Raw genomic sequence first — 25772 nt, 5'->3', positions numbered from 1 at the left:
CGGCATCAGGAGCGAGTGACCTGGCCGGCCCGGGGCGGGGCGGGTTGTGACGGGGAGAGGCCGAAGAGGGGAGGGGCGCCCCCGGCGGACCGAGGGAGCGGCTTGAAACGGACAGCGAGTCGTCCCGGAAGTAAGCCGTTGACCTGGTAGCAATTGGCCTGATGGGCCATCGCCTGGCTTGAAGGTGACGTGCCCGGCCCGTTCTTCCACAGGCTTTGCCGCATTCACCCCTCCCTCGAGCGCAAAAGGATGAATAGCATGCCGTTCGTCACCGCGAAAGACGGGACTCAGATCTTCTACAAGGATTGGGGGGCGGGGCAGCCCGTCGTCTTCAGTCATGGCTGGCCGCTGACCGCCGACGCCTGGGACCCGCAGCTGCAGCTGGTGGCGGACCACGGGTTCCGGGCGATCGCCCACGACCGGCGTGGCGGCGGGCGCTCGGGGCAGACGTGGGACGGCAACAACCTGGACACCTATGCGGACGACCTGGCCGCGGTGATCGAGTCCCTGGACCTGCACGACGTGGTCCTGGTCGGCCACTCGACGGGAGGCGGCGAGGTGGCCCGCTACATCGGCCGCCACGGGACGGGCCGGGTGGCCAAGGCCGTCCTGCAGAGTGCGATCCCACCACTGATGCTGAAGACGGCCGCGAACCCGGAGGGCCTCCCGATCGACGTGTTCGACCGGATCCGCGCCGGTGTCGCGGGCGACCGTTCGCAGTTCTACCAGGACCTGAGCGAGAGCTTCTACGGCGCCAACCGCCCGGACAACCAGGTATCCCAGGGGATCCGTGACGCGTTCTGGCTGTGGAGCATGTCGGTGGGGATCAAGGGCGCACACGACTGCGTCAAGGCGTTCTCAGAGACCGATACGACCGAGGACCTGCGGAAGTTCGACATCCCTACGCTGATCGTGCACGGGGATGACGACCGGATCGTGCCGTTCGTGGCCTCCGCCGAAAAGTCCTCGAAGATCGTCAAGGGCGCCACCCTCAAGGTCTACCCGGGGGCTCCACACGGACTGGCCATGGTCGCCCCCTACAACGACACCTTCAACAAAGACCTGCTCGACTTCCTCAAGAGCTGACGCCGCCACCGCGTCCGACCGCCGACCCCGGGGCGCGCCCGCCGCAAGGTCGTTCCCGATCCACCAGATCGCCCGACCCGCATCCCGACGAGCGGCGGCGGCATGGACAGGAAGGGGGAGTGGCTGCTGGACAGCCGGTACGAACGGTCGGAACGGGCCGACATGGCTTCCTGGAACGCGGGTGGGAGAATCTCGTCCTGCTCGCAGATGATGTAGGTGGAGGGCACTGTCTTCCACGCCGTCGCTGTGAGCGGCTCGCTGAATGACTTCACGGTCTGGGGGACCAGCCGCTCCGTGGCGCGATCGGCGTCTTCCACGGCGGCATCGCTGTAGAGGCATTTCGACGGTTCCGCGGGGACGGGGAGCATATCGGTGTCACCGTTCGGAATCTGTCCTCCGCTCAGGTCGGCTAGGGCCTGGTTCCTCATCATGACGATGCACGGCCTGCGGGTCATGGGTGCCATGAGCCCCGACCGCGCGTCGCTCATGTCGGTCGCCGAGACCGCCCTCGATGCTCGCGACTGATCCCTCCCTGCTGGGCCGTGTGTCGAAAGTGGATCAAGGTGAGGGGTTGGCCGTCGTTCGGAGCTAGGCTGACCGGTCCGGCGTCGATCCGAGGAGACGGGCGAGTTGGCTGCTGTAGTGCTTGTTCACGGTCTGTACCACCGTCCCGAGCACTTTGCCGTGGTGGCGGAACGATTGCGGACCGCCGGAACCGAGGTTGTCGTGCCTGAACTCCACCGGGGCTCATTGCCTGCAGACACGGCCGCCGTCCAGGCCGTCATCAATGCGCTGCCGGAGCCCCCGATCGTCCTCGGTCACTCCTACGGAGGGTCTGTGATAACCGGTGTGCGCGGCGCGGGGCACCTGGTCTATCTGGCGGCCTTCGTACTGGATGCCGACGAGAGCGCGGCCAGTCTGGGCGGTACGTCCCGGCAGCTCCAGGGCGCGATCATGCATGAGCCCGACGGCTCGACAAGCCTGCGCCCCGGCCGGGCTCTCGACACTCTCTACGGCGACTGTCCCGAGCCCCTCGCCGCGTGGGCGGTTGGCCTACTGCGTGCGCAAGCCCCGGGCTGCGGACGAGGAGTCCCGCAACGCCACAGTTGGAAGAGGACTCCCTCCACCTACGTCGTCTGTGCACAGGACCGCGCCATCGACCCCGGTCTCCAGCGGAGGATGGCCTCGCGCTGCACCGACGTGCGCGAATGGAAGACAGGCCACTCCCCGTTCGTGGGACAGCCCGATCTCATCGTGGAACTCCTGCGGGAACTGCTCGCCACCCGCATCTCTCCCAGGCGCAACGAAGGAGCGCCGCCTGCCCGATGACCCTCGTGGACGCCGGGAGCAAGTGCGACCGAATTGAGCCTCCGTCAGGTATCCGACGCTGAGCTCGCCCAGGGTGGGCCTGGCTCTGCTGTCATGGGAGCGGCACTCTTCTGATCCTTCGGCGGCTGTGCGGCAGCACCGTGGTGGGTGTCGGGTGCCCGCGGCGGAACGGTATGTGGTGGGAGGGGGGATGCTTGGCCTGTTGTGGCCTGTTGTGGCCTGTTGTGGCCTGTTGTGGCCTGTGGCCAGGGGCTCCTGGAGATGACTATCGTGGTCCGAGGGGGAACCATGATGCGGACACTGTTCGATCGCGATGATCTGCCGCCGCTGGATCGTCTGGCGGCCCTGAACGAGTTGTTTGTCACCAGTGAGCACCCGATGGGCATCCTCAGCCGGGAGGCGGAGGGCTTCCGTGCCTCGGTCCGGACTGTGGACCTTGCGGCGGTGAACGTGGTCGAGTTGAAAGTCTCGTCATCTCATGTCCTGCGCACTCCGAGGATGATCCGGCAGGCGGATCCCGAACTGATCTGCGTGGCCGTGGCGTCCACGGGGAAGCTCGTGATGAGCCAGGCCGGCCGGGAGGCGGTCCTGGAGGCGACGGACATCGCCCTCTACGACAGCTCGCGTCCTTTCGGCCTCCAGCTCGGCGCGGGCGGGGAAGCCGCCACAATGTTGCGCGCGCACATCCCGAAGGCATTGCTGGGACTGCCTGACGACAGGATCGAGCGGCTGCTGGCCCGGCCCCTGTCGGGACAGGCCGGGTTCGCAGGAATGCTTGTCCACTTCCTCAGGAGCCTGACCACCGGCTCCGCGGCCTATCGGCCCGACGACCTCTCCCGGCTGGCCCGCATCGCCGGCGATCTGCTGATGGCCTTCGTGGCCCACCACCTCGACGCGGAAACCGCGCTCTCCGAGGAGTCCCGCAAGCGGACGCTTCTGTTGAGCATCGAAGCATTCGTCCAGCAGCACCTTCACGATCCGGATCTGTCCCCGCGCGTCATCGCCGGCGCTCACCATCTTTCCTTGGGCTACTTGCACCGCCTCTTCAGCGCCCGCGATACCACCGTCGCCGCCTGGATCCGCCGCCTGCGCCTCGAAGGCGCCCGTCGTGACCTCCGCGATCCGGAGTTGCGCGAGGTGCCCGTCCACCGGATCGCGGCGCACTGGGGCTTCAAAGACCACTCCACCTTCACCCGGAACTTCCGCGCCGCCTATGGCATGTCACCCCGGGACTACCGCCACAGCGCCCCGCGTACGGTTCCCCGGGCCTAGCATCCACGGCGCATCAGCCGGTTATGGGGCCTGAGCTCAGGTGCGGTGAGGGGCGTTCGGCTTCCGGGCGTGGATCGCGGCCGTGGCGCGGCGGCGCCGGTTCCGTCACACCGTCACGCCGGGCCGCCATCGCGGTAGGCCATCAAGAAGTGCGCTGCCGCGGGGTGCGGCCGGCCGTTGGGTGAAGTCTCGTCCAACCTGGGCATGGATCGTCAAATCACTGGTCTCTGAGCGTCAAAGACGCGGCCCACCGTGCACTGCCACGCTCTACATGCCGGATCTCCGGCATCACCGGACCGGCGGGTCCGGAAACTGGAGTTATGAGAGGGAACCTGATGAAGATCCGACATTCCCTTACCGGGGTGGCCGCGGCTGCCGTGCTTGCGGTGGGGGCGTCTGTGGCACCGGCCGCAGTGGCCGCGTCCGGCCCGGCCAACTTCCACGACGGCGTGTCCCCGCACAACATCTACACCGAGGTGGCCCCGGACAACTTCCACACCGAGGCGGTCCTGGATGCCGCGACTGTGTCCGCGTCATAGCCCGACGCTGTGCGGCCGTTCACGGCCTCGAAGTGCGGCAACGTGCTCCGCGTCTGGCGGCGGCCGACGTCGCGCCGGGGAGGGCGGAACCAAATCCCGGAGCGACCTATTCCTGGCTCTCGGCCGCACTTCCCGCGCGTAATCATTCCGATCGTGAATCTCGAATCTAAAGGAGTCCGAATGAAAAATCTCCGTGGCCTGCTTGTTGCCGGTTCCGTGATTGCCGCCACTATTGGCGGCTCCGCAGCCCTGGCCTCGCCGGCAAGCGCTGACGAAGTCGGCTGCGTAGCCTATCTCAACAGCATTGGCGCGACGGTCGGTTCTGGCGCGCGCGCTGCATGCATACTCGGTCAGAACGCAAATTGGAAAAACTTCGGTCTCCCAAAATGCATCGTCAAGCTTGAGGGCTTGAATGTCAGTGGCGCGCATGCAACGGAAGCCTGCCGACGGGCCGGGATTTGACCTCGATCTCGCGTGACGGTCCGTCGGTTTGTCCGGCGGGCTGTTTCGGGATGCGGTCCTCGTCCCGGGCCCGCCGGCGATGCCGCAGTTCCAATACGGCGATCGAGACGTCGGTGGTGTTGGAAGGCGACTTCTGGTCGACAGCCTACTTTCCTGCACGTCTCCGGGAGTTGCGCAGTGACGTGAATGCGGACCGGAGTTCGTTCGTGAAGATGTCCGGGACTTCCCAGGCTGCGAAGTGGCCGCCGTTGCGGACCTTGTGGTAGTAGAAGAGGTCGTGGTAAGCGCGTGACGCCCAGCTGCGCGGGGCCTGGTAGATCTCGCCGGGGAACACCGTGATGGCGGTTGGGATGGACACCGACACGGCGTTGAAGTTGTTGGCGTTGTTCTCCCAGTAAAGACGCGACGAGGAGACCGCGGTGTTCGTCACCCAGTAGAGGGTGATGTCGTTGAGCATCTCGTCCTTGGTGAGTACGCGCTCGGGGTGGCCGCCGCTGTACGTCCATGCCGCGAACTTGTCGTACATCCAGGCGGCCAGTCCGACGGGCGAGTCCGTCAGTCCGTATCCCTCGGTCTGCGGACGGGTGACCATCATGGCCGAGTAGCCGGATCCAGTCTTGTAGAAGGTGGCCAGCTTGTTGTAGGCGGCCTTCTCGTCGAGGCTGAGATCGGTCGGCACCGGGTCGCCGCAGGCGAGTTTCTTCGCGATGTCCGGCGGGACGGTGGCAGGGAAGTTTACGTGGATCCCGAGCAGCCCTGCGGGTTTCTGTACGGCCATCTTGTCTGAAATCACAGCACCCCAGTCGCCGCCCTGGGAAACGTAATGCTTGTATCCCAGACGCTCCATCAGCACGGCCCAAGCGCGCGCGATGCGGTCGGGACCCCACCCGGTAGTAGTCGGTCGCTCCGAGAAGCCGTAGCCGGGCATCGACGGTATGACGAGGTGAAAGGCTTCCTCGGCGCGGCCTCCGTGGGCCGTGGGATTGCTGAGCGGATCGATGACCTTCAAAAACTCCAGAATGGAGCCGGGCCAGCCATGGGTCAAGATTATCGGCAAGGCGTCCGCGTGGCGGGAGCGGACGTGGATGAAATGTATGTCGAGTCCGTCGATCTCTGTTATGTATTGCGGCAGGGAGTTGAGTTTCTCCTCGATGTTCCGCCAGTTGTACGCTGTTCCCCAGTAATGGGCGAGTTCCTTCATCGTGGCCAACTGGACACCCTGGGACTGATCGGGGACCGTTTCCCGGTCGGGCCATCGTGTCGCCTTGATGCGTCGGCGCAGATCGGTCAGAACCTGCTCCGGAATGTTCACGCGGAAGGGGCGGATGCGTTCCCTCTCGCTTGCCGGAACCGGCTTAACGGTGTCTTCCCAGGTTCGTAGGCTGAGAGCCCCCGTTGCCGCCACGGTCACAGTGGTGGCCGATGTGAAGATGAACTTCCGGCGGGAGTACGAACGGAGAAATTCGGGCATGGCGGATCTCCCTGAATTATTCCTGTGGTCCGGAGTCGCGGAGTGTCAGAGGGGGCGCTTCCTCGATGAGCTTTCCACTCACTGGCGCGTTCATGAATTCTGCGCAAACCGGGTTGCTGCACCGCAGGTGAACCGAATCAGGCGTGGAGACTCCGGGCACCTAGAAGCTCATCCGACGCGACAGGCTTATTACTGTTCGTCACGTTATCTTTCTCTCTGTGATCACGCAACTCGGTCAAGGGCTTATGCCGCACGTCACGTTCTCGTGGACATCGAGGCCTCTTCCATGATCGGGAGTGGCACCGAACGACTTGTAGCACCCGGCGGCGGGGAACTCACCGCCACCCGGTGACGTAGGCGTGGACGGCGCCTACGGATGCGCCGAAGCCGGCCGTGATGCCCGCAGAACCCGGTGAACGACCCGCGACTGATCCCGACCGCAACCTGGGGGTTACCAGCCTTCCTTGAGGCAGCCCCACACGCTCCGCGACGTCGGTGACGTGTGCTTCCCGCACCCTCGACACCCAGACCCGCTGCCCCACGAGGACGATCCCGGTGCTGCGGTCCGCCCTGTGTTGTCACCGCTCCAGCGCACGACTGGCCAGGCGGCTCGTGACGACGGTGCGCATGGGAACTCCGCGGAAGGTCTGGATGAGGACGACCGCGGCGCCGGCGGTCACGCACTGGTCGGCGAGGTTGAATATTCCTGACTCGCCGAGCTGGATGAAGTCCAGCACAGCGCCACGACCGAATCCGGGGCTGCGGAATATGCGGTCGGCGAGGTTGCCGCCGGCGCCCGCGAAGATCAGTCCGAGACCGACCGCCCAGCCGGTGGAGCGGATGGAGGGGGAGACCCGGGCGATGAGGATGAGCACGGCGACCGCCAGGAAGGTGAAGACCAGGGTTGCGCGGGGCGCAAAGGAGCCGGCCGCCCCGGAGTTGCGGAAAGCGGTGAAGGTGACCGCACCGCCCAGCGAGTGCCTGGGTTCATGACCCTCGACGACAACCGCGGCGATCGCCTTCGTGATCTGGTCCACAGCGAGTCCTGCCGCCGCAATCGTCCACAGCAGATACATCCGCCGCACCGCCCACCTCCTGATCGCCGACCGTCCTTCACCGAGCGTACGCGCCAGGGCGGCACGACCGCCTACGTCATCTGACGAAATCGGCACGCTGACGATCGGACACTACGAGCCGTGAGCGGCAGGGCGAAACGTAGTGCGATGCGGCGCGAGTCAGGTGTTCATCAAGGCCAACGGGGAGCGGAAATGCCTGCGGCGGGCCGTCGACCAGGACGGCGATCTGCTCGACATCCTCGTGCGGAGCCGCCGGAGATCGCGACCGAGGCCGGCGCGGGCCTCGCACCGCACGACCGCAGCCAGCCGTTGGGCACGTCGCCGGCCAGTTCGGCCACCCAGGCGCCGTCGCGGACCGGGACGCCGGGTTCGACCGCCGGGGTCCAGGCCGGCGCCGGGACCCGCAGGACGGCGTGGTGGACGGCATCGGTGATCGTTATCCCGACCGAGTAGGACAGCCACCTGCCCCGTGCGGTAAGCTAGTTCAGGAAGCCATGGGTACCTCCGGCGGAGTCCGTGCGGATCAGGGGTCCGACGGCCGCGCCGGTACTGCTTCGGCAACTGGGCCAGGGCCATCCTCGTGGTGGTGATGGGGTCGGCCGCGGCGTTGCTGCCTGCCTTGCCCCCAGCGTCACCGCCGACGCGAGATCCAGCAGGACCTTGCCCGGATCGTGCACCGCACCCGGCTTGCGCCACGGTGCCGGCGCCGCCGACATCGCCGTGTCCAGACCGGCCTTGCGGGCGGTCTCCACCAGCAGGACCCCTTCAGCCTGCGAGCCCACTGCACCTCGTCCCCCTCGACGCGGACAGGCGGAGACGACCCGATACCCTTGTTCACCTGGAGAGTAGGTCTTTCCTTGCAGCGGACAGGCCCCTAGGCAAGTCACATCGTTGCAGGTCAGCGGTACTCTCCACTTATTTGATCAAGACCCGGACGAGTCCGCTCGTGACAGCGCGAGGCTAAAAGGCAGGCGTAGTCACCGACTCGCATGACCGCCCTCGGACCGACCGTCCTGCGCACTGTGCGTACACGAAAGGGCCCCGATGACTGTTCACACCGTCAGCACCGGCGCAGGGAAACTCTCCGGTGCCCATACCGACGGGGTCACCCGCTTCCTCGGAGTCCCGTACGCTGCGGCTCCTGTGGGCGACAGCCGATTCACACCCCCCGACCCCGCCGAGCGATGGGAAGGGACCCGGGACGCCACCGAGTTCGGCGCCACCGCGCCACAACCGGGATTGCACCCCGCCCACACGCATCTGGCGCCCCTCGTCGGGCCCGGGTGGGTCACCGGAGACGGCCACTACCTCAACCTCAACGTCTGGACACCCGACCCGGGCACCAGCGGGCTGCCGGTGATGGTCTACATCCACGGCGGCGGGTTCATGATCGGCTCGGGCAGCGCGCCTGCCCTCGACGGCACCGCGTTCGCGCGCGACGGCGTCGTCCTGGTCACCGTCAACTACCGACTCGGGGCGGAGGGCTTCCTCGCCCTGCCCGGTGGAGGCACGAACATCGGGCTGCGCGATCAGATCGCAGCGCTGCATTGGGTTCGCGACCATATCGCCGGGTTCGGTGGGAACCCCGACAACGTCACCGTCTTCGGAGAATCCGCCGGTGGCACCTCAGTCGCATTCCTGCTGCACTCCCCAAAGGCTGCCGGACTGTTCCGACGAGCGATCGTCCAGAGCGGACACGACGAGATGGCCCGCCCACTCGCACTCACCGAGAAGCTGACGCACGCACTCGCTCAGCGGCTCGCGATTCCCACCACAGCAGTCGCATTCCGAGCAAAGCCGGAATCCGAGATGTTCCGCGCCCAAGCAGCACTGCTCAGAAACGAGCCCCGCCCAGATCTACGCGATGACAACGGTGTTGACCCGGGACACCGCCGCGCGCTGTTCCTCCCCACCACCGGCGACGACGTCCTGCCCGACCCGATCGGAGTCCCGAGCACGTACTCCCACGGCGTCGACCTGATGATCGGCACCACACGCGAGGAAGCCAACCTCGGACTCGGTGCCGACGAGTTCGCCGGCTTCGACGCCTGCCGCGCCGTCGCCGAGCTGGCAGCCACCTACCCCGACGCTGAAGCTCTCCTCGACCGCCACGGCCTCCACGACCCGGCGGTCACCGCCGCGCAGGCCCTCACCTCCGCCTACACGGACCTGCTGTTCCGATCACCGAGCCGTCGCACCGCGCTGCGCCACCCGGGCCACAGCTACGTCTATGAATTCGCATGGCGAGCGCCCCGGCACGGCGCTGCACACGGCCTCGACATCCCCTTCGTCTTCGATACCACCGACGCCTGCCGTGTTCTCATCGGTGACGCCGCACCAGACGCCCTGACCCATGCGATGCGCGAAGCCTGGGTCGATTTCGCAACCCACGGCGCTCCGGGCTGGCCCAGCTACGGCGACACCAGGAAGGCCATGAGGTTCGATGCCGACCCCCACCTCTGCGCAGACGACGCCCCCCTCGACATCGGCGCCAAATACCTGCCGGACGCCACCTCTACAACCAATAGCTCCTCACATGCCGATCACAAGAATCGCACTCCCATCGTCGGCGCTTGACGAATATGGAACCGTCGAACGTTCCGAGCCTGTAACTCGAACCCCGTCCCTCGGGACGTGGACAGGCGGATACGACCCGATACGCTTGTTCACGTGGCGAGTTGGCGCATCGTCAAGTTCGTTCGCCAGTGGGCCACCACGAGCAGCACCCGGTCCTCCAGCGGAAGTGACCACGGGCAACCCTTGCGAACCGGGTCTGCGCCTTCGCGGCGCAGTGCGGTCACCAGCTTCCCGAAGGAACGCGGGCTCAGCCCGCTGAATGGGGCTATGCGGGACGGTTCCGACGCCGTGATCACATCAGCCACCGCAAGAACGTTTCATGGTGCCCTGCGCAACATTGAGAATGCCCCTATGACGAAAGAACTAGTGAGGTTCCTCGAGGCGCGGCTGGGCGAGGAGGCCGACTTGGCCCGGCGCTGCGACGGTGACGGATGCGGGGAGTGGTCTGCCCGCGGGGACACGGTCGACTTCTGTCAGGTGGACCTCTCCGGTTTCCACCCCACGATCGCTCTGCATGTGGCCCTGCACGACCCGGCCCGCGCCCTGCGCGAGATCGAAGCCAAGCGGCGCATTCTGGCACGTCACGCCCGAGACCCCTGGCCGTGCCACGACTTGCGTGACCTTGCTCTGCCCTACGCCGACCACCCTGACTTCCCCGCCCGGACCTGAAGCAGTGCAGCACACGAGCAGACGCCCGACGAGGCCGCGCGTCTGAACCAGGCGTCACACCCTGAAGATCATTTGCGGGGCAGCCCATAGCCCGGCCCCTTCCTGCCGCCCCCGGACGCAGGTCGGAGTTCCCTCACCACCTGCGGATTCGTGGAACCTCGGTCAGAGCCGGCCCCCAAGCGCCCCATCAACCCCATTACGCTGGTGATCCTCTTCTTGGTCCGTGGGACCATCCCCGATGGAACGAGGAGGAGTCGATGCAGCTGCGCAACGTCTCGCCGGGCGATGTCGATGCCTATGTCCGGATGCGATGCGATCCCGCGATGATGGCCGACCTCGGCGGACCGCTGCCGCGTGAGGGGATGGCGGACAAAGTCCGGCGGGATGCCCGGCAGGCAGCAGCTGACCTTGCATGGTTGAAAATGATCGTTCCGGATCCGGCCACCCCCGACCTGGTGGCAGGGACGGTGACCATCTGGTCCCACGACACCGACGACGGACCGATCTCTGAGATCGGCTGGATGGTTCTGCCTGACTTCCAAGGGCAGGGGCTGGGCAAACGTGCGGTCCGCACCCTTCTGCAGCAGGCCCGAGACGAAGACCGTTGGGACATCGTGCATGCCTTTCCGGCAACGAGCAACGCAGCGTCGAACGGCATCTGTCGCTCGGTCGGGTTCCGGTTCGTGTCAGAGGCGAGCGTGACCTTCGCCGGCCAGGTCCTGAAGACCAACCACTGGGTCATGGATCCACGAACGGATCTGGTCTGATGACCATGGGTTGCAGGTGCCGCCGGGCGAGATCTCGCAGTACAGGAGCCGGTCCACGGCGGCCCGGATGTGGGTCTCGTCCTCGTCCGTTGTGCTGCGGTGATCCCGGGCGGAGCCCTTGTCGGACGGGTCGGTGGCGGCTGCGTCGACCTCGGTGACCACCCGAAGGGCCAGGTGCAGTCGTCGTTCTGGAAAAGAGGCGGGGTGCTCTCTTCTTGGTCAGCCTGCTCGGTGGGTGATCTGCTTCGGCTCGGCTACGAGGTCGGGTAGCGCGGCGCGCTCCTTGTTCTCCTGGATGTGGGCGTACGCCATCAGCCCGAGCAGGGTCGCGAGCAGGACGCCCGATGAACCCACGGTGCCCAGGTTCAGGCCGCCCTTGGCGACCGGCTTGGTGAGAAAGTCACCGGCGGTGGCTCCGAGGGGGCGGGTGAGGACGAACGCGATCCAGAACAACAGCACGTTGGGTACCGCGGGGACCGGCATGAGGATGAGGAGTACCAACAGGGCGCCGGTCACGAGGGCGGCGCCGCCTGCGTAGCCGAGACCGGAGCTGTCGGAGAGGAAGTCGCCCATCGAGGTGCCGAGGGTGTTGGAGACAAGGATCGCCGACCAGAACAGGGCTTCGCCGCGGAAGGTGACGATGTCGCGGATCACGAAGGTCATTCCGGTCAGCTTCCACACGATGAAGACGGCAACCAGGATCGAGATGAGGATCGCGGCACCCTCGGGGTAGCCGAGGCCCAGCCCCTGCGGGCCCCAACCGAGCGATTTGGCGCCGTTCGAGAGGAATTTGGCGCTGGCGTCACGGTTCATGAAGTCGGACATCGTCGTGCCGGCCATGCTGGTCGACAGGATGACGGTCCAGTAGAAGAAGGGGTTGTAGCGCCGCGAGCGGAGCTGGACGACCAGCGTCACTACGAAGATCAGGAACAGCGCGATCGTGGTGAGGAAGTAGCCCAGCTTCAGCGTCTGGGCGAACAGGTCACCCGCTGTCTCACCCAGGGTGGTCGCCGCGATCTTCGTGATCCAGAAGGCCAGGGTGACCTCCGGCAGTTTCTTCACCAGGTTTTTCCCGGCCTCGGTGACCTCGAGGCGGGTGAGGAGTTCGGATTTCTCCACGGTGCGGACGCTCCTGTTCCTGCAATGCCACGGGGTGCTTGCCAGGAGGCGAGCATTCCGTGAAGACGGTGGGGTGGCCGCGTACGGCGGCCGCGTCGGTGTCCGACCCTGCCTACGGTGACCTGAATCCATCCTGAGGGCGTGAACGGACTCGCGCTCTGTGTTATGCGGTCCGTTCCGGCTGTCTGTCATCCGTACGGGTCACCGGCAGGCCAGATGCCCAGGGCAAGGGTGGTGGGTCACCCCGGTTCCCAGGCCGTCGCCGTCGCCGGTCAGTTGGGAGAGTCAGTCACCCGTCGAGGCGCCCGGCGAACGGGTGAGGGATGTACGCAACCAAGAAGATTCACATGGCAATCCAGGTCGAGCGCTAGGGCCTTTCGTTTGGATCAGGCTGGATCAGGGAGCGGGGTCTGGTGCCGTGCATCGCAAGGCGGAGGAGGGAGTCATGGCGGAGCCCTGACGACCGACGACAACGCGGCGAGGTGCGGTGCCAGATCCCGCGAGCCCAGCCTGATCCAAACGAAAGGCCCTAAGCGGCCCACTGCGAACACGGCGATCGCGAGAGCGAACGGGACGGCGGAGGCTCCGTAGCGCGAGTCCGTCTTCTCGGGGACCAGGTCACTGGCCGCGGTGTCGCGGGCGAACGTGAACAGGAACGTCGGCCTGGAGGACCTCGCGCGGAGAGTCCGTCCGGATCCCAGCGGCGCGGGTCATCTCGCCCATTGCTGAGAACTGAGCGTGAGTGAGGCCCGTTGCCTCGGCGCCCCATCTCGAGCGACCGCGATCGCGGTCACGCCGGTCCGGGTGGCCCAGTGCGGCAACTGGCTCAATGTGTGGCGCAGTTGTGCGTCGCGGTGGTCTGCCGAGCCGCTGAGGTCCCGCCGCGGTATTTGTGCGGGAATCGGGAGCCAAGCGGGGGGCATCTCCTGTTCGATCGCGGACCACATCGGCCCGGGTGCGAGTACGAATCACTCCGAGGAGTTGACCACTGTCGGGAGTGGAGATGCGTGGGCGGTGGTCTGGCGACTGGTTCGGTAGCGGCCCGGGGTCGTTCCGATGATGTTGGTGAATGCTGCGATGAAGCTGCTGGGGTTGGCCCATCCGCAGGCGTAGGCGGTTTGGGTGGTGTCGTGGCCGTCGGCGAGGAGCACGAGCGCGTGGTAGACGCGTAGCTGCGTGCGCCACTCATAGAAGGTCATGCCGAGTTCGTCGCGGAACAGGCGGCTGAGGGTGCGGGTGCTGGCTCCGACCGTCTTCCCGAGTTCGGCCAGCGTGGTGCTGTCTGCCGGTGTCTCGTACAGCATCCGGGCAATGGCTTGCAGCCGGTCGTCCCGTGGCTCCGGCAGGTGCAGTGGCTGTTCGCGTGCTTCGCGGAGTTCATCGACGAGGACTCGAAGGAGACGAGAGCGCGCGGAGCGGCTGTAACCAGGCGCGGCGTCATCGTAGTTGCGGGGACCGGTCAGGGCGAGCAGGACCTCGCGGGCGAGGTCGGAGGCCAGGAACACCGCGGGGCGGTCCGGCATGAGCCGGGCGAGAGATGGCACGAGAAAGACGATCCGCATATCGGTGTCGCCGTGGGCGCGGTGGTAGTGCGTGAACCCGGCGGGGGTCCAGGCGACCCGGTTGGCGGGAACGATCGACGTGCCGCGCTCGGTGTGAACTGCCAGGACGCCGCTGGCCGCGTATACCAGGTGTCCCCGTGCGTGTGACTGCACCGCGCTCGTTTCGCCGGACGGCCACAGGTGGCGCCCGCCGGACGGCCACATATGTGAGGTCACACCGGTGGTCTGGCGAGGTTGGCGGCGAGCAGGCATCAGTTGGCATCGTAGCGGTAGCAAGCCGCACCGTGAACTGGCGAGACTCCCTCCATGTGGACTGGTCTTCAGTCGCGCGGAGTGCCCGACCGAACCACATGTCGTCGAGGCGGCGTACCTCGATGCCGCGGCTTGAGAGAGAAGGAGAAGCGTATGGAGACGTTCGTCCTCGTACCTGGCGGTTGGAAGGGCTCCTGGTCGTATGAGGCGGTGGTTCCGCTGCTGGAGCGTGCCGGTCATGCCGTTCAGGCCCTGACCCTGACCGGTCTGCGGCCGGACGACGACAAGGCGACGGTCGCGACCGCCAACCTCGACACGCACGCCGACGACGTACTGCGGCTCCTCGATCGCACCCACACCAACAGCGCGACGCTGGTCGGCCACAGCTACGCCGGGATGGTGATCGCCGCCGCCGCCGATCGCGCTGACGGCCGGATCTCGCGACTGGTGCATCTCGACGCCTTCGTACCACGCGATGGCGAGTCGTGGTGGTCGTCAACAAACGAGTACTTCCGGGAAGTGGCTGCTGCTGGCGCTGCGGCCACCGGCTACGCCGTCCGACCGCCGGACGGTGGCGATCCCCGCCGCCGCCCCCATCCGCTCGCCTCGTTCTTGCAAAAGATCCGGCTCACCGGCGCGCTCGCCCAGGTCCCTCGTCGGGAGTTCATCTACTGCTCGGGGTGGGAGGACCGGACGCCGTTCGCTGAACTCCGCACCCGACTCCAGGCCGATCCCGAGTGGCAGGTCCACGACCTCCCGACCGGCCACGACGCAATGCATGAGGCCCCGGAGGCGGTTGCTGCACTATTGCTCGGCGAATGCATCGACTCACAACGACAGGCCTGCCATTGAGGGCCACACAGGCGTATTGCAGGTCCACGTGTTGCAGTGTCGGGCGTGCGCATTGTAATTGCCGGTAGTGGGGCGGGGACGATGCCCGGCCGGGTGAATTTCCCTCGCGAATGCGGACGCAGTCCTTACTGAACAACCCCCAGGCCAGTGGTCTGGGGGTTGTTCATCGTCCGGGGCCTTGCGGGGGAGTGGCCCGGCCGCCGGCGCAGGATCAGCCGGACCGCTCAGGTTGTGGACTGCGCCAGGGTCAGTAGCTGAGCCCTGCCTCGCTCCCCTGGTCCTGGGCGTGGAGCCGAGCGTCGATCTCCGCCACCAACGGTGTGTCGTCCGCGAGCTCCGGGGCGCCGAGGATGTGGAGCAACTCGCGTACTGCGTCGGCCCGATGGCCCTGCCAGGCCTGCCGCAGTCTGTCGGCTGCCGGATCATCGATCCGCTCGTCCCGGGTGTATCGGGCCCACGCGGCGAGGGCCGTCGCCAGTACGGGGGTGTCGTGACCCGCGGTCCGCAAGTCCCGCAAGGGTGCCAGCCATCGCTCCGGGATCTTGAGCGAACCGTCCATCGCGATCTGCTCGGTCCGGTGGTGCATCGCGTGGTTGCGAAAACGGACCAGCAGGCTGTCGACGTACATGGGGACGTCGAGGTCCGCTGCCGAGGTCAGGCTCTGGGCGACCTCTGTGGCGTATGCCCGCACGATCGGCTCTCCCCACGGGGTGTCCATGACGTCGGCCACGGTCCGGCACCCCTGGGCCAGGCCCAGATAGGCGAGGAGCGAGTGTGAGCCGTTGAGTAGCCGGAGCTTCATCAACTGGTACGGGGCGACGTCGGCGACCAGCTGTGCGCCGGCGGACTCCCAACGTGGCCGGTCGGCGGCGAAGGCGTCCTGGAGCACCCACTGGGTGAAGGGCTCACCGACCACTGCCCCTTCGTCCCGCAGGCCGAGCGCGGCTTCGGCGGCGTGCAGGTCCGCCGCGGTGGTTGCGGGCACGATGCGGTCGACGACGGTGGAGGGGAAGGCGATCGAGGAGTCGATCCACTCCAGGAGGCGGTCGCGGTCGCTCCACGAGGTCGCGGCGACGAAGTCGAGCACCAGACGCCGTACGACCTGGCCGTTGTCGGCCATGTTGTCGCAGGGAGCGATGGAGAGTGGGGTGCCCGTGTGACGGCGCGCGCGCAGTCCGGTGGCCAGCTGTCCGACCACGGTGGCCGGGACCGGCGCGCCGGCCAGGTCGCTGAGCACCTGGGGGTCCGTCAGGGCCAGCCCGCCGCCGACAGGGTCCCGCCGGTAGCCCTTCTCGGTCACCGTGGTGGTGATGACGGTGACGTCAGGCGAGGCGATCAGTCCCTTGAGTCGCTCGCCGTCGTCGGTCGCGTGGAGTACGCCGGTGACCGAGCCGACCACACGGGTCCGCGGGCCGTCGGGCTCGCGCAGCGTCAGCGAGTAGAGCCCGTCCTGGGGACGCAGCGCGTCCACGACGGTGCGGCTGCGCTGCGAGACTCCGACGATGCCCCACCCGGCGCTGTGCCGGGCCTCGGCCGTTTCGGTGTAGACGGCCTGGTGGGCGCGGTGGAATGCGCCGATGCCCAGGTGCACGATCCGCGGGCGCAGTGTGTCCGGGTCGATTGCCGGTCGGCCCTTGGGCGGGAGGACGCCAAGGGTCTTGCGGGAGAGTCGCTCGTGGCTGGTCACCAGTCGTGCACCGATCCGTCCGTCCTGCGGCCCACCGGCAGGTACTTGGGGTTGTACGGGAAGCGGGCGGCCGCCTCCTCGTCGAGTTCGACGCCGAGGCCCGGGACGGGGGAGGGGTGGAGGGCACCCTCGTGGAACTCGTACGAGGTGTGGAAGACCTCGTGGGTGAGCGGGGAGTGCTCCATGTACTCCTGGATGCCGAAGTTCGGCACGGTCACGTCGAGGTGCACGGCGGCGGAGAGGCTCACCGGCGAGAGGTCGGTGGCGCCGTGCGAGCCGGTGCGCACCTGGTACAGCTCGGCGAGGTTGAAGATGCGCCGCAGGTGGGTGATGCCACCGGCATGGGACACCGAGACGCGGATGTAGTCGATGAGGCGCTCGGTGATGAGCTGCTGGCAGTCCCAGATGGAGTTGAAGACCTCACCGACGGCGATCGGTGTGGTGGTGGCCTGGCGGATCTGGCGGAACGACTCCTGCAGTTCGGCGGGCGTCGGATCCTCCATCCAGAACATCCGAAGGTCCTCGAGCCGACGGCCCAGCCGACCGGCTTCGGTGGGGGTCAGCCGGTGGTGCACATCGTGCAGCAGATGGAAGTCGAAGCCGAACTTCTCCCGAACCTCGGTGAGGTAGCCCGGAGCGAAGTCGAGGTACGCCTCGGTCGACCACAGCTGTTCCTCGGGCAGGGAGGTGGCCGCGGGTTCGTAGATCGCGCCGTGGCGCACGCCGTAGCTGCCCGGGGAGCCGGGGACGGCGGCCTGCGCCCGGATCGCCTGGTAGCCGAGCTCGCGGAAGCGGGCCACGTCATCGAGCAGTTCGGCGACGCTTCCGCCGCTCGCATGGCCGTAGACCATGGCGGCGTCACGAGCGCGACCCCCCAGCAGGTCGTACACCGGCATACCGGCAACTTTGCCCTTGATGTCCCAGAGCGCGATGTCCACGGCTGCGATCGCGGTCATCGTCACGGGGCCGCGGCGCCAGTAAGCCCCCTTGTAGAGGTACTGCCACATGTCCTCGATGCGGTCGGCATCGCGGCCTATGAGCAGCGGGACCAGATGGTCCTGGAGGTATGAGGCGACGGCGAGTTCGCGGCCGTTCAAGGTGGCGTCGCCGAGACCGGTCACGCCGTCCGATGTGGTGATCTTCAGGGTGACGAAGTTGCGGCCCGGCGAGGTGATGATGACCTTTGCCGCGGTGATGGTGGCCATGGGTGCTGCTCCTCTGCTGTGCCGCGCCGCCGACTTCCTGCGGGGTGCCGGCGGCGCGGCGTGGTGCTGAACTGTCGGTCAGGGACGCCCGGCGCCGATCGGCGCGGTCGCCTCGCTCGCCGTGGTTTCGTGAGCGGCCATCGGCCAGTGCGCGTACTCCTGGCCGCCGCGGCGGCCGGGCGCGGTCTCCGGCATGAAGCACAGGGCCACGATGCTGACCGCGATGAGGGCAGCGACGTACACGGCGACCCAGGTGAACGAGCCGTCGCCGGCCAGCAGCAGCGCGGTGGCCACCACCGTGAAGGGGCCGCTGGCGAGCATCGAGCCGAACTGCCAGACGATCGAGATGCCGCTGTAGCGGGCGACGGAGGGGAAGAGTTCGGGGAAGTACGAGGCCTGCGGGGCGTAGGTGCCCGCATGGCCGAGGGCGAGGCCGGCGGTCAGCAGCAGCACGATCACGGCCATGTTGCCGGTCTGGATCGCCTTGAAGGCGGGTACGACCAGCAGCAGGTTGAGCACGGCTGCGGCCAGGTAGACCGGGCGCCTGCCGACACGGTCGGTGAGCCGGCCGAGCAGCGGGATCATGACCAGCTCGGCGCCGACCGCGATCAGGACCGAATTGAGCACCATGCCGGAGTCGACGCCCTGGTCCTTGGCATAGGCGACGAGGAAGACGGTGTAGAAGGGGAAGACCGCGGCCTCGACGAACTTGGTGAACAGCCCGCCGAACACCTCGCGGCGGTTGTTCCGCAGCAGTAGCTTCACCGGCGCGGTCTGGGCCGCCTGCGTGTCCTTCGCGGCCTTGAAGGTGTCGGACTCGTTGATCCGCAGGCGGATGATCAGACCGATGATCACGACCAGTGCGCTGAGCAGGAAGGGGATCCGCCAGCCCCACGCCAGGAACGCCTCGTCGGACAGCCGGGTGGTGAGCAGGGCGAACAGCCCTGTGGGGATGAGGTAGGCCGCCGGGGAGCCGAGCTGGACGAAGCTGGCGTAGAAGCCCCGCCTGGCGGGCGGGGCGGCCTCCGCGGTGAGCAGAACGGCGCCGCCCTGCTCGCCGCCGACGCCGAAGCCCTGGATGAGGCGCACCAGCACCAGGATGACCGCGGCCCAGATGCCTATCTGGTTGTACGTCGGCAGAAGTCCGACGGCGAAGGTGCCGAGGCCGGTGAGCAGCAGGGTGAAGACCAGGGCCTTCTTGCGGCCGATCCGGTCGCCGATGTGGCCCCAGACCAGACCGCCCAGCGGGCGGGCGAAGAACCCGACGGCGTAGGTCGAGAAGGCGGCGAGCGTGCCCACCGCCGAATCGACCTCCGGAAAGAAGACCTCGTTGAAGGCGAGAGCGGACGCGGTGCCGTAGATGAAGAAGTCGTAGTACTCGGCAACGGTGCCGACGACGGATGCTCCGACGGTGCGCCGCAGCTCCTTCGGTGGTGTCGACGCCACCGGCGCGGCGCTGTCGTGTCCGCTCATAAGGCTGCCTCCTTGCAGTCCAAACGCTACCCAAGTCCCCTGGGTGTCGACTACCATACAAGTACTTCAGTTGAGCTCGTCAAGGTAGAGGAGAGCCCGGATGACATCCGCCCAAGGACTGCACGCCGCGCGTGCCCGGGGCCGCAACACCCGGCAACTGGTCCATGAGCTGCTGCGCTCGCGGATCATCAGTCTCGACCTGGAGCCCGGGGCCGCCCTGTCGGAGAACGACCTCGCGGCCGAACTCGGCGTCAGCCGGACCCCCGTGCGGGAGAGCCTGATCCTGCTCGGGGAGGAGGGACTCGTCGACGTCTACCCGCAGCTGGGGACCTTCGTCTCCCGCATCCGCGAACGCGACATCGCCTCCGCACAGTTCATTCGCGAGGCACTCGAATGCGCGGCCCTGCGCGACGGTGTGACCAAGGCGACCGCGCATGACGTGGCTGAACTCAGAGCCCTGCTGGTCGCCCAGACCGAGGCCGAGCAGCGAGAGGACCCTGAGGCGTTCTTCCGACTGGACGAGCAGTTCCACGCCCGGCTCATGGCCGCCGGCGGACACGCCGAGGCTTGGCCGGTCGTGAGCCAGGCCAAGGCCCAGCTCGACCGGGCGCGACGCCTGTCCCTGCCGCTCACTCAGCAACTCTCCCTACTGATCAGCCAGCACACCGCCGTGGTTGATCAGCTCGAACAGCACGATCCGCACGGGGCCGACCAGGCCCTGCGGGGCCATCTGCGTCAGGTCTTCACCGACGTGGAGACCATCCGGGCACAGCACCCGGAACTCTTCAGCGACACGGACACCCCGGTCCGGCCGCGCCGTGACACACGTCGCGGGACACGCACCCCCGATGCAGGCTGAGCTGCCCCTGCCGGCTGCCACACGCCCGAGGAAGCTGCGCCATGGCGACGGTGGCTGCATGGGGCAGCCGGCGGAAGTGCTTGTGAGCAGGGGAGTGGTGCCGGTGCCCGGGGGCTACGACGGCAGGTGGTGGGCGTGGTGGCTCGGAAGTGCTCGGGTGCCACGCACGGGTTGTGGAAAGTTTCGTTGCCCCTCGGACCCGCGAGAGCCAGTCGGCGGACTGAATACCGGGGGCGAGCACACCCTGGTAGGGCTTGGCCAGGTGTACGCGCTGGTGGCGTGCCGCGGGTGCGTTGACGGTGTGTGACACCTGGGGAGATGGACCAGGTCCGGGAGGACCTGGGAGACAGGAGACCGGAGGAACAGTGATAGAGGGAAAGGAAGTTGATCTGAGGCGACACTGCCGACCCGAGCAACGGTTCGGTTCACGCCGTCAAGTGAGCGCTGGAGCACAGCAAGTGTTGTCCCCGGCCGACCGACGTACGCAGTGAGTCAGGGCCGCGGTCTCGGTCGGGCGATGAGTACGGACACGTCGTCGTGGTCGTCCGGATCACACAGCGTTTCCAGGAGCCGGTCGCAGGTTTCCTCCAGGGAAAGGTCGTGGGCGTCGAGTACGCGGAGGAGGAGGCCGAGGCGTTCGTCTATGGCGTCGCGGCGTGTTTCGACCAAGCCGTCGGTGTAGAGGACCAGTTGATCGCCGGGGTGCAAGGGAACGGTGGTCGTTTCGAAGGGGACGCCGCCGACCCCGAGCGGTGCACCAGATGGTAGGTCGAGCAGTGCGGGGGGACCACCTGCAGGCGTCAGTGCGGGGGGCAGGTGTCCGGCTACGGCGATTCGGCACCGGTCGCTGTGCGGGTCGTATTCGGCGTAGATGCAGGTGGCGATGTAGGGGTCCAGACCGGCGGTGATCTTGTCGAGGCGTTGCAGCACCTGGGCGGGCGGGAGGTCGAGGTCGGCCAGGGTCGCGGTGGCGGTGCGCAGGCGCCCCATCGTGGCGGCCGCATCGATGCCGCTGCCCATCACGTCACCCACCACGAGCGCGGTCTTGTCCTCCGCGAGGGGGATGACGTCGAACCAGTCGCCACCGACCTCGGTAGAGGTTCCGGCGGGTTGGTAGCGGGTGGCGACCTCCAGACTCTCGGGTGGCGTCGGCTGGGGCAGCAGGCTGCGCTGGAGCGTCACCGCAGTGTTGCGGACGCTTTGGTACAGGCGCGCGTTGTCGAGGGACACTGCAGTTCGGCCGGCGAGCTCACCGGCCAGGGTGACGTCGTCCGCGTTGAAGGGCAGCTGATTACGGCCGCGCATCAGCCCCAGGACGCCGAGTGCCCGGCCCTGGGCGGCCAGCGGTATCGCGAGATATGAATGGATGCCGACACTGGCCAGGACAGCGGCGGCTCCGGCGTCACGGGCGATGCGCGCCAGATCCCACTCGTCCACGCGAGTCACCATGATCGGCTGACCGGTCCGTACGCACTGGGTGGGCAGTTGGTCGGCGTCGTAGCTGACCCGTTGGTCGGCCGTGCCGGCGGCTCCGGTCGCCTCGGCGAGGTAGGCGGCCTTCACGGCGAGGGTGCGAAAGAGCGCCGGGCCGCTGTCGGGTGTCGCGGGGCGGCGATCGTCCAGGGCGGAGTCGAGTACGTCGACGACCGCGATGTCGGCGAGCTCGGGGACTGCGACGTCAGCAAGCTCGCGGGCGGTCTGGTTCATGTCCAAGGTGGTACCGATACGGGCGGAGCCCTCGGCGATCTGGGCCAGGCGCTGCCGGGCCTGGGCCGCCGCTGTGATTGCGCCGTGCCGATCGGTGACATCCACCACCGATGTGGCGACACCAAGAACCTGACCGCCTGGATCCTCCAATCGGTAGACGGAGACAGACCAGGCATGATCGTTGTCAGGGTCGGCCGGGGTGCGGCCGATGGTGTACCTGTCAACCTGAGGGCGGCCGGTCTCGAGCACTTCTCTGACTGCCGCCTCGGACGCGTCGACACTGGCGGAGGGCAGGACCTCGCGGAAGCCCCGGCCGAGGTGGTCCTCGGCAGACAGGCCGTGTATCCGTTCCATCGCCGGATTGACGGCCACATAACGCAGATCGGTGTCCAGAACCTCCAGCGCGACCGGCGACTGGGCGATCAGCTGCGTGGACAACGCCAAGTCCTGCTCCACCTTACGCAGCGTCGACGCATCGGTGGCGATGCCCAGAGCGTAGAAGTCGCCCTGCTTGTCCGGCAGACGGTTGTAGCGGAATTCCACCAGCCGCGTACTGCCGTCCTTGTTCCGGACGGGAATGAGCCCGGCCCAGCTCTGGCCGGTCTCCATCATCTGCTCGCACTTACCGGCCACCAGGTCCATGTACGGGTCATGGACCAACAGTTGAGCCGCGTGCCGGCCCAGTACTTCCTGCGCGGAGTAGCCGAACAGCTCCTCGGCCTGCGGGCCCCACAACACGAACCGCCCGGCCGCATCCAGCGCCACCACCGCCACGCCGAGCGTATCCAGCACCCCGCTCGGCAGCTCCAGCCGGAGGTCGGACGAGTCGCTGTCGGCGCTGAAAGTTCCCGCTTCACTCATCCCAGGTGCTCCTTCCACCTGCCAGGGCGACGTGCCCCCAGCGCAGGCCCTAAAGCTGCAGCGCTGGGATGTTTTTCGTGCCTTTCTGCTCTGGTGCTTCCATAGTCTCCTGAGACGACCGACGACGCACAGCGCCGGGCGAGGAAGTGCGGGTCGCCGGGTGTGAGCAGCGAGGCACAGTAAGTAATGCCGGTCGGCAGCGGAATCGTGGCGATGTGGTCCGGGACCGTCTTGTGCGGGAACGGCCCTGCCTGCTGGATGACGGAACCGATGCCTCGGCGCAATTCGTGCGCGGCGATGGTGGCGGTCTCCCGACCGTTCGGCGGCGCCGGCCGAGTCGGGCCCGACCATGCGGTTGGTCATGCACAGCAACGGGGTCTTGCCGCATCCGGAGGGCCTCACCAGGGGCGTGATCTCTCCTGACCCGGCCTCGAAGCTGAGGTCGTTCAGAGCCCAAGGCCCCGGCGGGGTAACCCTTGCTCACCGCCGAGTTCACCGGACCCGCATGTGCGACGACTTCGGCTACGGGCGCGAGGGCGGGCGTTCCCCCTCCGCGTCGCTGCTGGCTGCGCTGGTCAGGATCGCGCTTGCGACAACGTCGAAGAGGTGATCGGCGCGTGGCGCGAGCGAGCGTTGATCACCGAGCCAAGCGAGCGCCGCTACCAGCGCGAACAAATCGGCGCCATCGATGTCGGTCCGTGCCATGCCCGCGGTCTGGGCGCGGGTGAGGAGCTGCGCACCGGCCGCGCGCAGAGTGACGCACGAAGCGTGGAGTGCGGACTCGGTGTCTTCGATGGCGGCTGTCATCAGGACGATCGCACCCCGGTACTCGGTTGTCCACGCGACGCAGTCGCGTAGCCACGAAACGAGAGCATCGGCGGGCGAGCTGGACGTTTCGAGGGCGCCTGCCTTGGCGGTCAGCTCGTCGAAGCTCGTGCGGAGCAGGGCGTCGAGCAACGCTTCGCGCGTCGGGAAGTGACGCAACAGCGTCGCGAGTCCGACGTCGGCCCTGCGTGCGATGTCGCGCAGTGACACGTCGACGCCTTGCTCGGTGATGGCGGTGCTCGCTACTGCGAGTAGGTGGTCGCGGTTCTTCCTGGCGTCGGCGCGCATCCGTCCCTCTTGACTATTCGGATCAGTGGTCCATATATTCGGATCAGTGGTCCGTTTATGTGGATCGCTGATCCGAATAAGCCTATCCCGCAGTACGGGCAGGAGAAAACAATGCCGACACACACGATGAGGGCGGTCCGGCTCCATGAGCACGGCGGCCCTGAAGTCCTGCGTTACGACGAGGTGCCGATTCCCGAGCTGGGGCCGGGTGAGGTGCTCGTCCGCGTGCATGCGGTCGGTGTCAACCCTCCCGACTGGTACCTGCGCGACGGGATGTCCAACCTGCCTCCGGAGGTGAGGCCGAAGTTCAGCCTGCCCGTGGTTCCGGGGACAGACCTGTCGGGCGTCGTCGAGGCCGTTGCCCCGGGTGTCGACGGCCTCTCCGTGGGTGATGAAGTCTTCGGTCTCCTTCGCTTCCCCAGCTTCGATGGCAGCACATATGCCGAGTACGTGGCCGCGCCTGCGTCGGACCTCGCACTCAAGCCGGCCGGGATCGATCACGTGCATGCCGCCGGGGCGCCTATGGCCGGGCTCACCGCGTGGCAGTTCCTGATCGAGCTCGGACACGATCACCCGTCGCCCTTCCAGGCGGCGCAGCATCGTCCGGTGCCACTCGACGCCAACATGACGGTGCTCGTCAACGGCGCCGCGGGCGGCGTGGGGCACTTCGCGCTACAGCTGGCGAAATGGAAGGGTGCACGTGTCATCGCGGTGGCGTCGGGCGCGCATGAATTGTTCCTGAGTGAGCTTGGCGCCGACGAGTTCATCGACTACACCAAGAGCCGGCCCGAGGAACTCGTGCACGACGTCGACCTTGTTCTCGACGCCGTCGGCGGCCCCGACAGCAAGCGATTCCTGCGTACGCTCAAGCGCGGCGGCTCTCAGTTCCCCGTGTTCTTCGGCGATTTCGACGAAGAAGAGACCATGAAGCTGGGCGTCACAGTCACGGGCACCCAGGTCCGCTCGAACGGCGCGCAGCTTGCCGAACTGGGACGCCTGCTCGACGCGGGCACGGTCCGAGTTGCGATCGACAGTACGTTTGCGCTCGCGGATGCCCGAGCCGCGCACGAACGCGCCGCCCGAGGACACATCCAGGGCAAGATCGTGCTCACGGTCGCTTAGGAACGAGCAGTGGCATGAGTGGGCGATCAGTACGACTCGGTGGCGGAGGAGTGGGACGCCGGCCCGGCCGCCCATGACGCGTTTCTGGAGTTTGACGTCGGTGGTGCGGCCCTCGTCGACTCCGGAGCTGTAGGGGTGGCGGACCGGCTCGTGGGTGCGGTGAAGTTCCGGGCGGTGTCCGAGCGGGCGACGCTGACTCCGGACACTAGCGTGAGGCGAGCCGCTTCAGCAGGGCGGCGCTCCGCGCCAGCAATGCCCGTTCCTCATCGGTGAGTTCGGCCTCGATGGCCTGCGTGAGCCAACCCGCCCTGCGGCCGCGCTCCGCTTCGAGCGCGGCCCGGCCCGCATCCGACAGTTCGACCAGCGACTTGCGGCCGTCCGTGGGGTGTGCCCGGCGCGTGATCAGGTTCTGGTCCATGAGCAGCCCCACCACCCGGGCCATCGACTGGGGGCGTACGCGCTGATCGGCGGCGAGGTCGCTGGTGGTCATGGCGCCGTCGCGGTCGAGTGCACCGAGCACGGCGACCTGACCCAGCGGGATGTGGTCCTCGTGTTTGACGCGTCGGGTGAGCTTGCCCATCGCGGTGCGCAGTTCGGCGGCGATGGCGGCGGCTTCCGAGGTGGGCATAGGGCACTTTACCCCGTTGGGCAGCAAAGCTGTGCACCTGACCTGCACAGCAATGCTGTACAGCGACACTGATCAGCATTGCTG

At 67.3% G+C, this 25772-nt stretch carries 23 protein-coding genes and 3 pseudogenes; 11 read left to right on the top strand and 15 right to left on the bottom strand.

Features of this window, described 5'->3' with window-relative positions; genetic code table 11:
• Positions 1 to 258: 258 nt before the first annotated feature.
• Positions 259 to 1086 carry an alpha/beta fold hydrolase gene (locus ACFVXE_RS29010; protein WP_389675543.1) on the top strand — a complete coding sequence of 276 codons (828 nt, stop codon included), beginning with the start codon at positions 259 to 261 and terminating at the stop codon, positions 1084 to 1086.
• Here ACFVXE_RS29010 and ACFVXE_RS29005 read toward each other — a convergent pair.
• On the bottom strand, positions 1038 to 1514 hold the full coding sequence (locus ACFVXE_RS29005) for an alpha/beta fold hydrolase (RefSeq protein WP_389675560.1): 477 nt from the start codon (positions 1512 to 1514) through the stop codon (positions 1038 to 1040). The two genes, ACFVXE_RS29010 and ACFVXE_RS29005, sit on opposite strands and share 49 nt — an antisense overlap.
• A gap of 160 nt (positions 1515 to 1674) precedes the next feature.
• Positions 1675 to 1827, bottom strand: a complete 153-nt coding sequence (locus ACFVXE_RS29000) for a hypothetical protein (protein ID WP_389675561.1) — start codon at positions 1825 to 1827, stop codon at positions 1675 to 1677.
• On the opposite strand from ACFVXE_RS29000, the gene ACFVXE_RS28995 reads away from it, so the two are divergent.
• The 4 genes from ACFVXE_RS28995 (at position 1774) to ACFVXE_RS28980 (ending at position 4688) form a co-directional block, all read left to right on the top strand.
• Positions 1774 to 2415 carry an alpha/beta hydrolase gene (locus ACFVXE_RS28995; RefSeq protein ID WP_389675558.1) on the top strand — a complete coding sequence of 214 codons (642 nt, stop codon included), beginning with the start codon at positions 1774 to 1776 and terminating at the stop codon, positions 2413 to 2415. The two genes, ACFVXE_RS29000 and ACFVXE_RS28995, sit on opposite strands and share 54 nt — an antisense overlap.
• A gap of 288 nt (positions 2416 to 2703) precedes the next feature.
• Positions 2704 to 3687 (top strand): helix-turn-helix domain-containing protein, encoded by a 984-nt coding sequence (locus ACFVXE_RS28990; protein WP_389675541.1) that lies wholly within the window; start codon positions 2704 to 2706, stop codon positions 3685 to 3687.
• Between the two features lie 335 nt (positions 3688 to 4022).
• Positions 4023 to 4226, top strand: a complete 204-nt coding sequence (locus tag ACFVXE_RS28985) for a hypothetical protein (RefSeq protein ID WP_389675539.1) — start codon at positions 4023 to 4025, stop codon at positions 4224 to 4226.
• 153 nt (positions 4227 to 4379) lie between these two features.
• Complete coding sequence (locus tag ACFVXE_RS28980; protein ID WP_389675538.1) at positions 4380 to 4688, top strand: hypothetical protein; 309 nt, start codon at positions 4380 to 4382, stop codon at positions 4686 to 4688.
• Between the two features lie 145 nt (positions 4689 to 4833).
• Here the strand turns inward: ACFVXE_RS28980 and ACFVXE_RS28975 are convergent, their stop codons facing one another.
• The 3 genes and pseudogenes from ACFVXE_RS28975 to ACFVXE_RS28965 all read right to left on the bottom strand — a co-directional run.
• Entirely contained in the window at positions 4834 to 6159 is a 1326-nt protein-coding gene (locus ACFVXE_RS28975; protein ID WP_389675537.1) for an epoxide hydrolase family protein, read from the bottom strand.
• A 578-nt stretch (positions 6160 to 6737) separates the two neighbouring features.
• On the bottom strand, positions 6738 to 7235 hold the full coding sequence (locus tag ACFVXE_RS28970) for a signal peptidase II (RefSeq protein WP_389675556.1): 498 nt from the start codon (positions 7233 to 7235) through the stop codon (positions 6738 to 6740).
• Positions 7236 to 7537: 302 nt separating this feature from the next.
• Positions 7538 to 8073 (bottom strand): annotated as a pseudogene (locus tag ACFVXE_RS28965) (hypothetical protein); the annotation flags it as partial.
• A 206-nt stretch (positions 8074 to 8279) separates the two neighbouring features.
• On the opposite strand from ACFVXE_RS28965, the gene ACFVXE_RS28960 reads away from it, so the two are divergent.
• Positions 8280 to 9812, top strand: coding sequence for a carboxylesterase/lipase family protein (locus ACFVXE_RS28960; RefSeq protein WP_389675536.1), 1533 nt, complete (start codon positions 8280 to 8282; stop codon positions 9810 to 9812).
• Between the two features lie 95 nt (positions 9813 to 9907).
• On the opposite strand, the pseudogene ACFVXE_RS28955 reads toward ACFVXE_RS28960, so the two are convergent.
• Positions 9908 to 10117, bottom strand: a pseudogene (locus ACFVXE_RS28955) (transposase family protein); the annotation flags it as partial.
• Positions 10118 to 10163: 46 nt separating this feature from the next.
• Between ACFVXE_RS28955 and ACFVXE_RS28950 the strand changes: the two are divergent.
• Together ACFVXE_RS28950 and ACFVXE_RS28945 are read left to right on the top strand one after the other, a co-directional pair.
• Complete coding sequence (locus ACFVXE_RS28950) at positions 10164 to 10481, top strand: DUF6221 family protein (protein WP_389675534.1); 318 nt, start codon at positions 10164 to 10166, stop codon at positions 10479 to 10481.
• 257 nt (positions 10482 to 10738) lie between these two features.
• Positions 10739 to 11248, top strand: coding sequence for a GNAT family N-acetyltransferase (locus ACFVXE_RS28945; RefSeq protein ID WP_389675532.1), 510 nt, complete (start codon positions 10739 to 10741; stop codon positions 11246 to 11248).
• A gap of 219 nt (positions 11249 to 11467) precedes the next feature.
• Here the strand turns inward: ACFVXE_RS28945 and ACFVXE_RS28940 are convergent, their stop codons facing one another.
• The 3 genes and pseudogenes from ACFVXE_RS28940 to ACFVXE_RS28930 form a co-directional block, all read right to left on the bottom strand.
• A complete protein-coding gene (locus ACFVXE_RS28940) occupies positions 11468 to 12367 on the bottom strand; it encodes a hypothetical protein (protein ID WP_389675530.1) in 900 nt (299 codons plus the stop codon).
• A gap of 776 nt (positions 12368 to 13143) precedes the next feature.
• Positions 13144 to 13266: pseudogene (locus ACFVXE_RS28935) on the bottom strand (IS200/IS605 family accessory protein TnpB-related protein); the annotation flags it as partial.
• A 69-nt stretch (positions 13267 to 13335) separates the two neighbouring features.
• Positions 13336 to 14082, bottom strand: a complete 747-nt coding sequence (locus ACFVXE_RS28930; protein WP_389675528.1) for an AraC family transcriptional regulator — start codon at positions 14080 to 14082, stop codon at positions 13336 to 13338.
• A 252-nt stretch (positions 14083 to 14334) separates the two neighbouring features.
• Between ACFVXE_RS28930 and ACFVXE_RS28925 the strand changes: the two genes are divergently transcribed.
• Positions 14335 to 15033, top strand: coding sequence for an alpha/beta fold hydrolase (locus tag ACFVXE_RS28925; protein WP_389675526.1), 699 nt, complete (start codon positions 14335 to 14337; stop codon positions 15031 to 15033).
• Between the two features lie 247 nt (positions 15034 to 15280).
• Here ACFVXE_RS28925 and ACFVXE_RS28920 read toward each other — a convergent pair whose 3' ends face one another.
• The 3 genes from ACFVXE_RS28920 to ACFVXE_RS28910 all read right to left on the bottom strand — a co-directional run bounded on the left by ACFVXE_RS28920 (position 15281) and on the right by ACFVXE_RS28910 (position 19398).
• Positions 15281 to 16720: a mannitol dehydrogenase family protein gene (locus ACFVXE_RS28920; protein WP_389675525.1), complete on the bottom strand. Its 1440-nt coding sequence runs from the start codon at positions 16718 to 16720 to the stop codon at positions 15281 to 15283.
• Positions 16717 to 17925, bottom strand: a complete 1209-nt coding sequence (manD, locus tag ACFVXE_RS28915) for a D-mannonate dehydratase ManD (RefSeq protein ID WP_389675523.1) — start codon at positions 17923 to 17925, stop codon at positions 16717 to 16719. Before manD ends, ACFVXE_RS28920 begins: the two co-directional genes overlap by 4 nt.
• A 78-nt stretch (positions 17926 to 18003) precedes the next feature.
• Entirely contained in the window at positions 18004 to 19398 is a 1395-nt protein-coding gene (locus ACFVXE_RS28910; protein WP_389675521.1) for an MFS transporter, read from the bottom strand.
• A gap of 100 nt (positions 19399 to 19498) precedes the next feature.
• Here ACFVXE_RS28910 and ACFVXE_RS28905 point away from each other — a divergent pair, with 100 nt between their 5' ends.
• The gene (locus ACFVXE_RS28905; protein WP_389675520.1) at positions 19499 to 20257 is read left to right on the top strand and encodes a GntR family transcriptional regulator; all 759 of its coding nucleotides are present in this window, start codon (positions 19499 to 19501) and stop codon (positions 20255 to 20257) included.
• A 492-nt stretch (positions 20258 to 20749) separates the two neighbouring features.
• On the opposite strand, the gene ACFVXE_RS28900 is transcribed toward ACFVXE_RS28905, so the two are convergent.
• A complete protein-coding gene (locus tag ACFVXE_RS28900; RefSeq protein WP_389675518.1) occupies positions 20750 to 22825 on the bottom strand; it encodes a SpoIIE family protein phosphatase in 2076 nt (691 codons plus the stop codon).
• Positions 22826 to 23347: 522 nt separating this feature from the next.
• Positions 23348 to 23938: a TetR/AcrR family transcriptional regulator gene (locus ACFVXE_RS28895; RefSeq protein ID WP_389675516.1), complete on the bottom strand. Its 591-nt coding sequence runs from the start codon at positions 23936 to 23938 to the stop codon at positions 23348 to 23350.
• Between the two features lie 111 nt (positions 23939 to 24049).
• Between ACFVXE_RS28895 and ACFVXE_RS28890 the strand changes: the two genes are divergently transcribed.
• Positions 24050 to 25060 (top strand): NADP-dependent oxidoreductase, encoded by a 1011-nt coding sequence (locus tag ACFVXE_RS28890; RefSeq protein WP_389675514.1) that lies wholly within the window; start codon positions 24050 to 24052, stop codon positions 25058 to 25060.
• Between the two features lie 205 nt (positions 25061 to 25265).
• On the opposite strand, the gene ACFVXE_RS28885 is transcribed toward ACFVXE_RS28890, so the two are convergent.
• Positions 25266 to 25688, bottom strand: a complete 423-nt coding sequence (locus ACFVXE_RS28885; protein ID WP_389675512.1) for a MarR family winged helix-turn-helix transcriptional regulator — start codon at positions 25686 to 25688, stop codon at positions 25266 to 25268.
• Between the last annotated feature and the right edge of the window lie 84 nt (positions 25689 to 25772).

The sequence above is a fragment of the Streptomyces sp. NPDC058231 genome, assembly GCF_042882275.1.
GTDB lineage: Bacteria > Actinomycetota > Actinomycetes > Streptomycetales > Streptomycetaceae > Streptomyces.
This window is presented reverse-complemented; position numbering and strand designations above follow the sequence as displayed.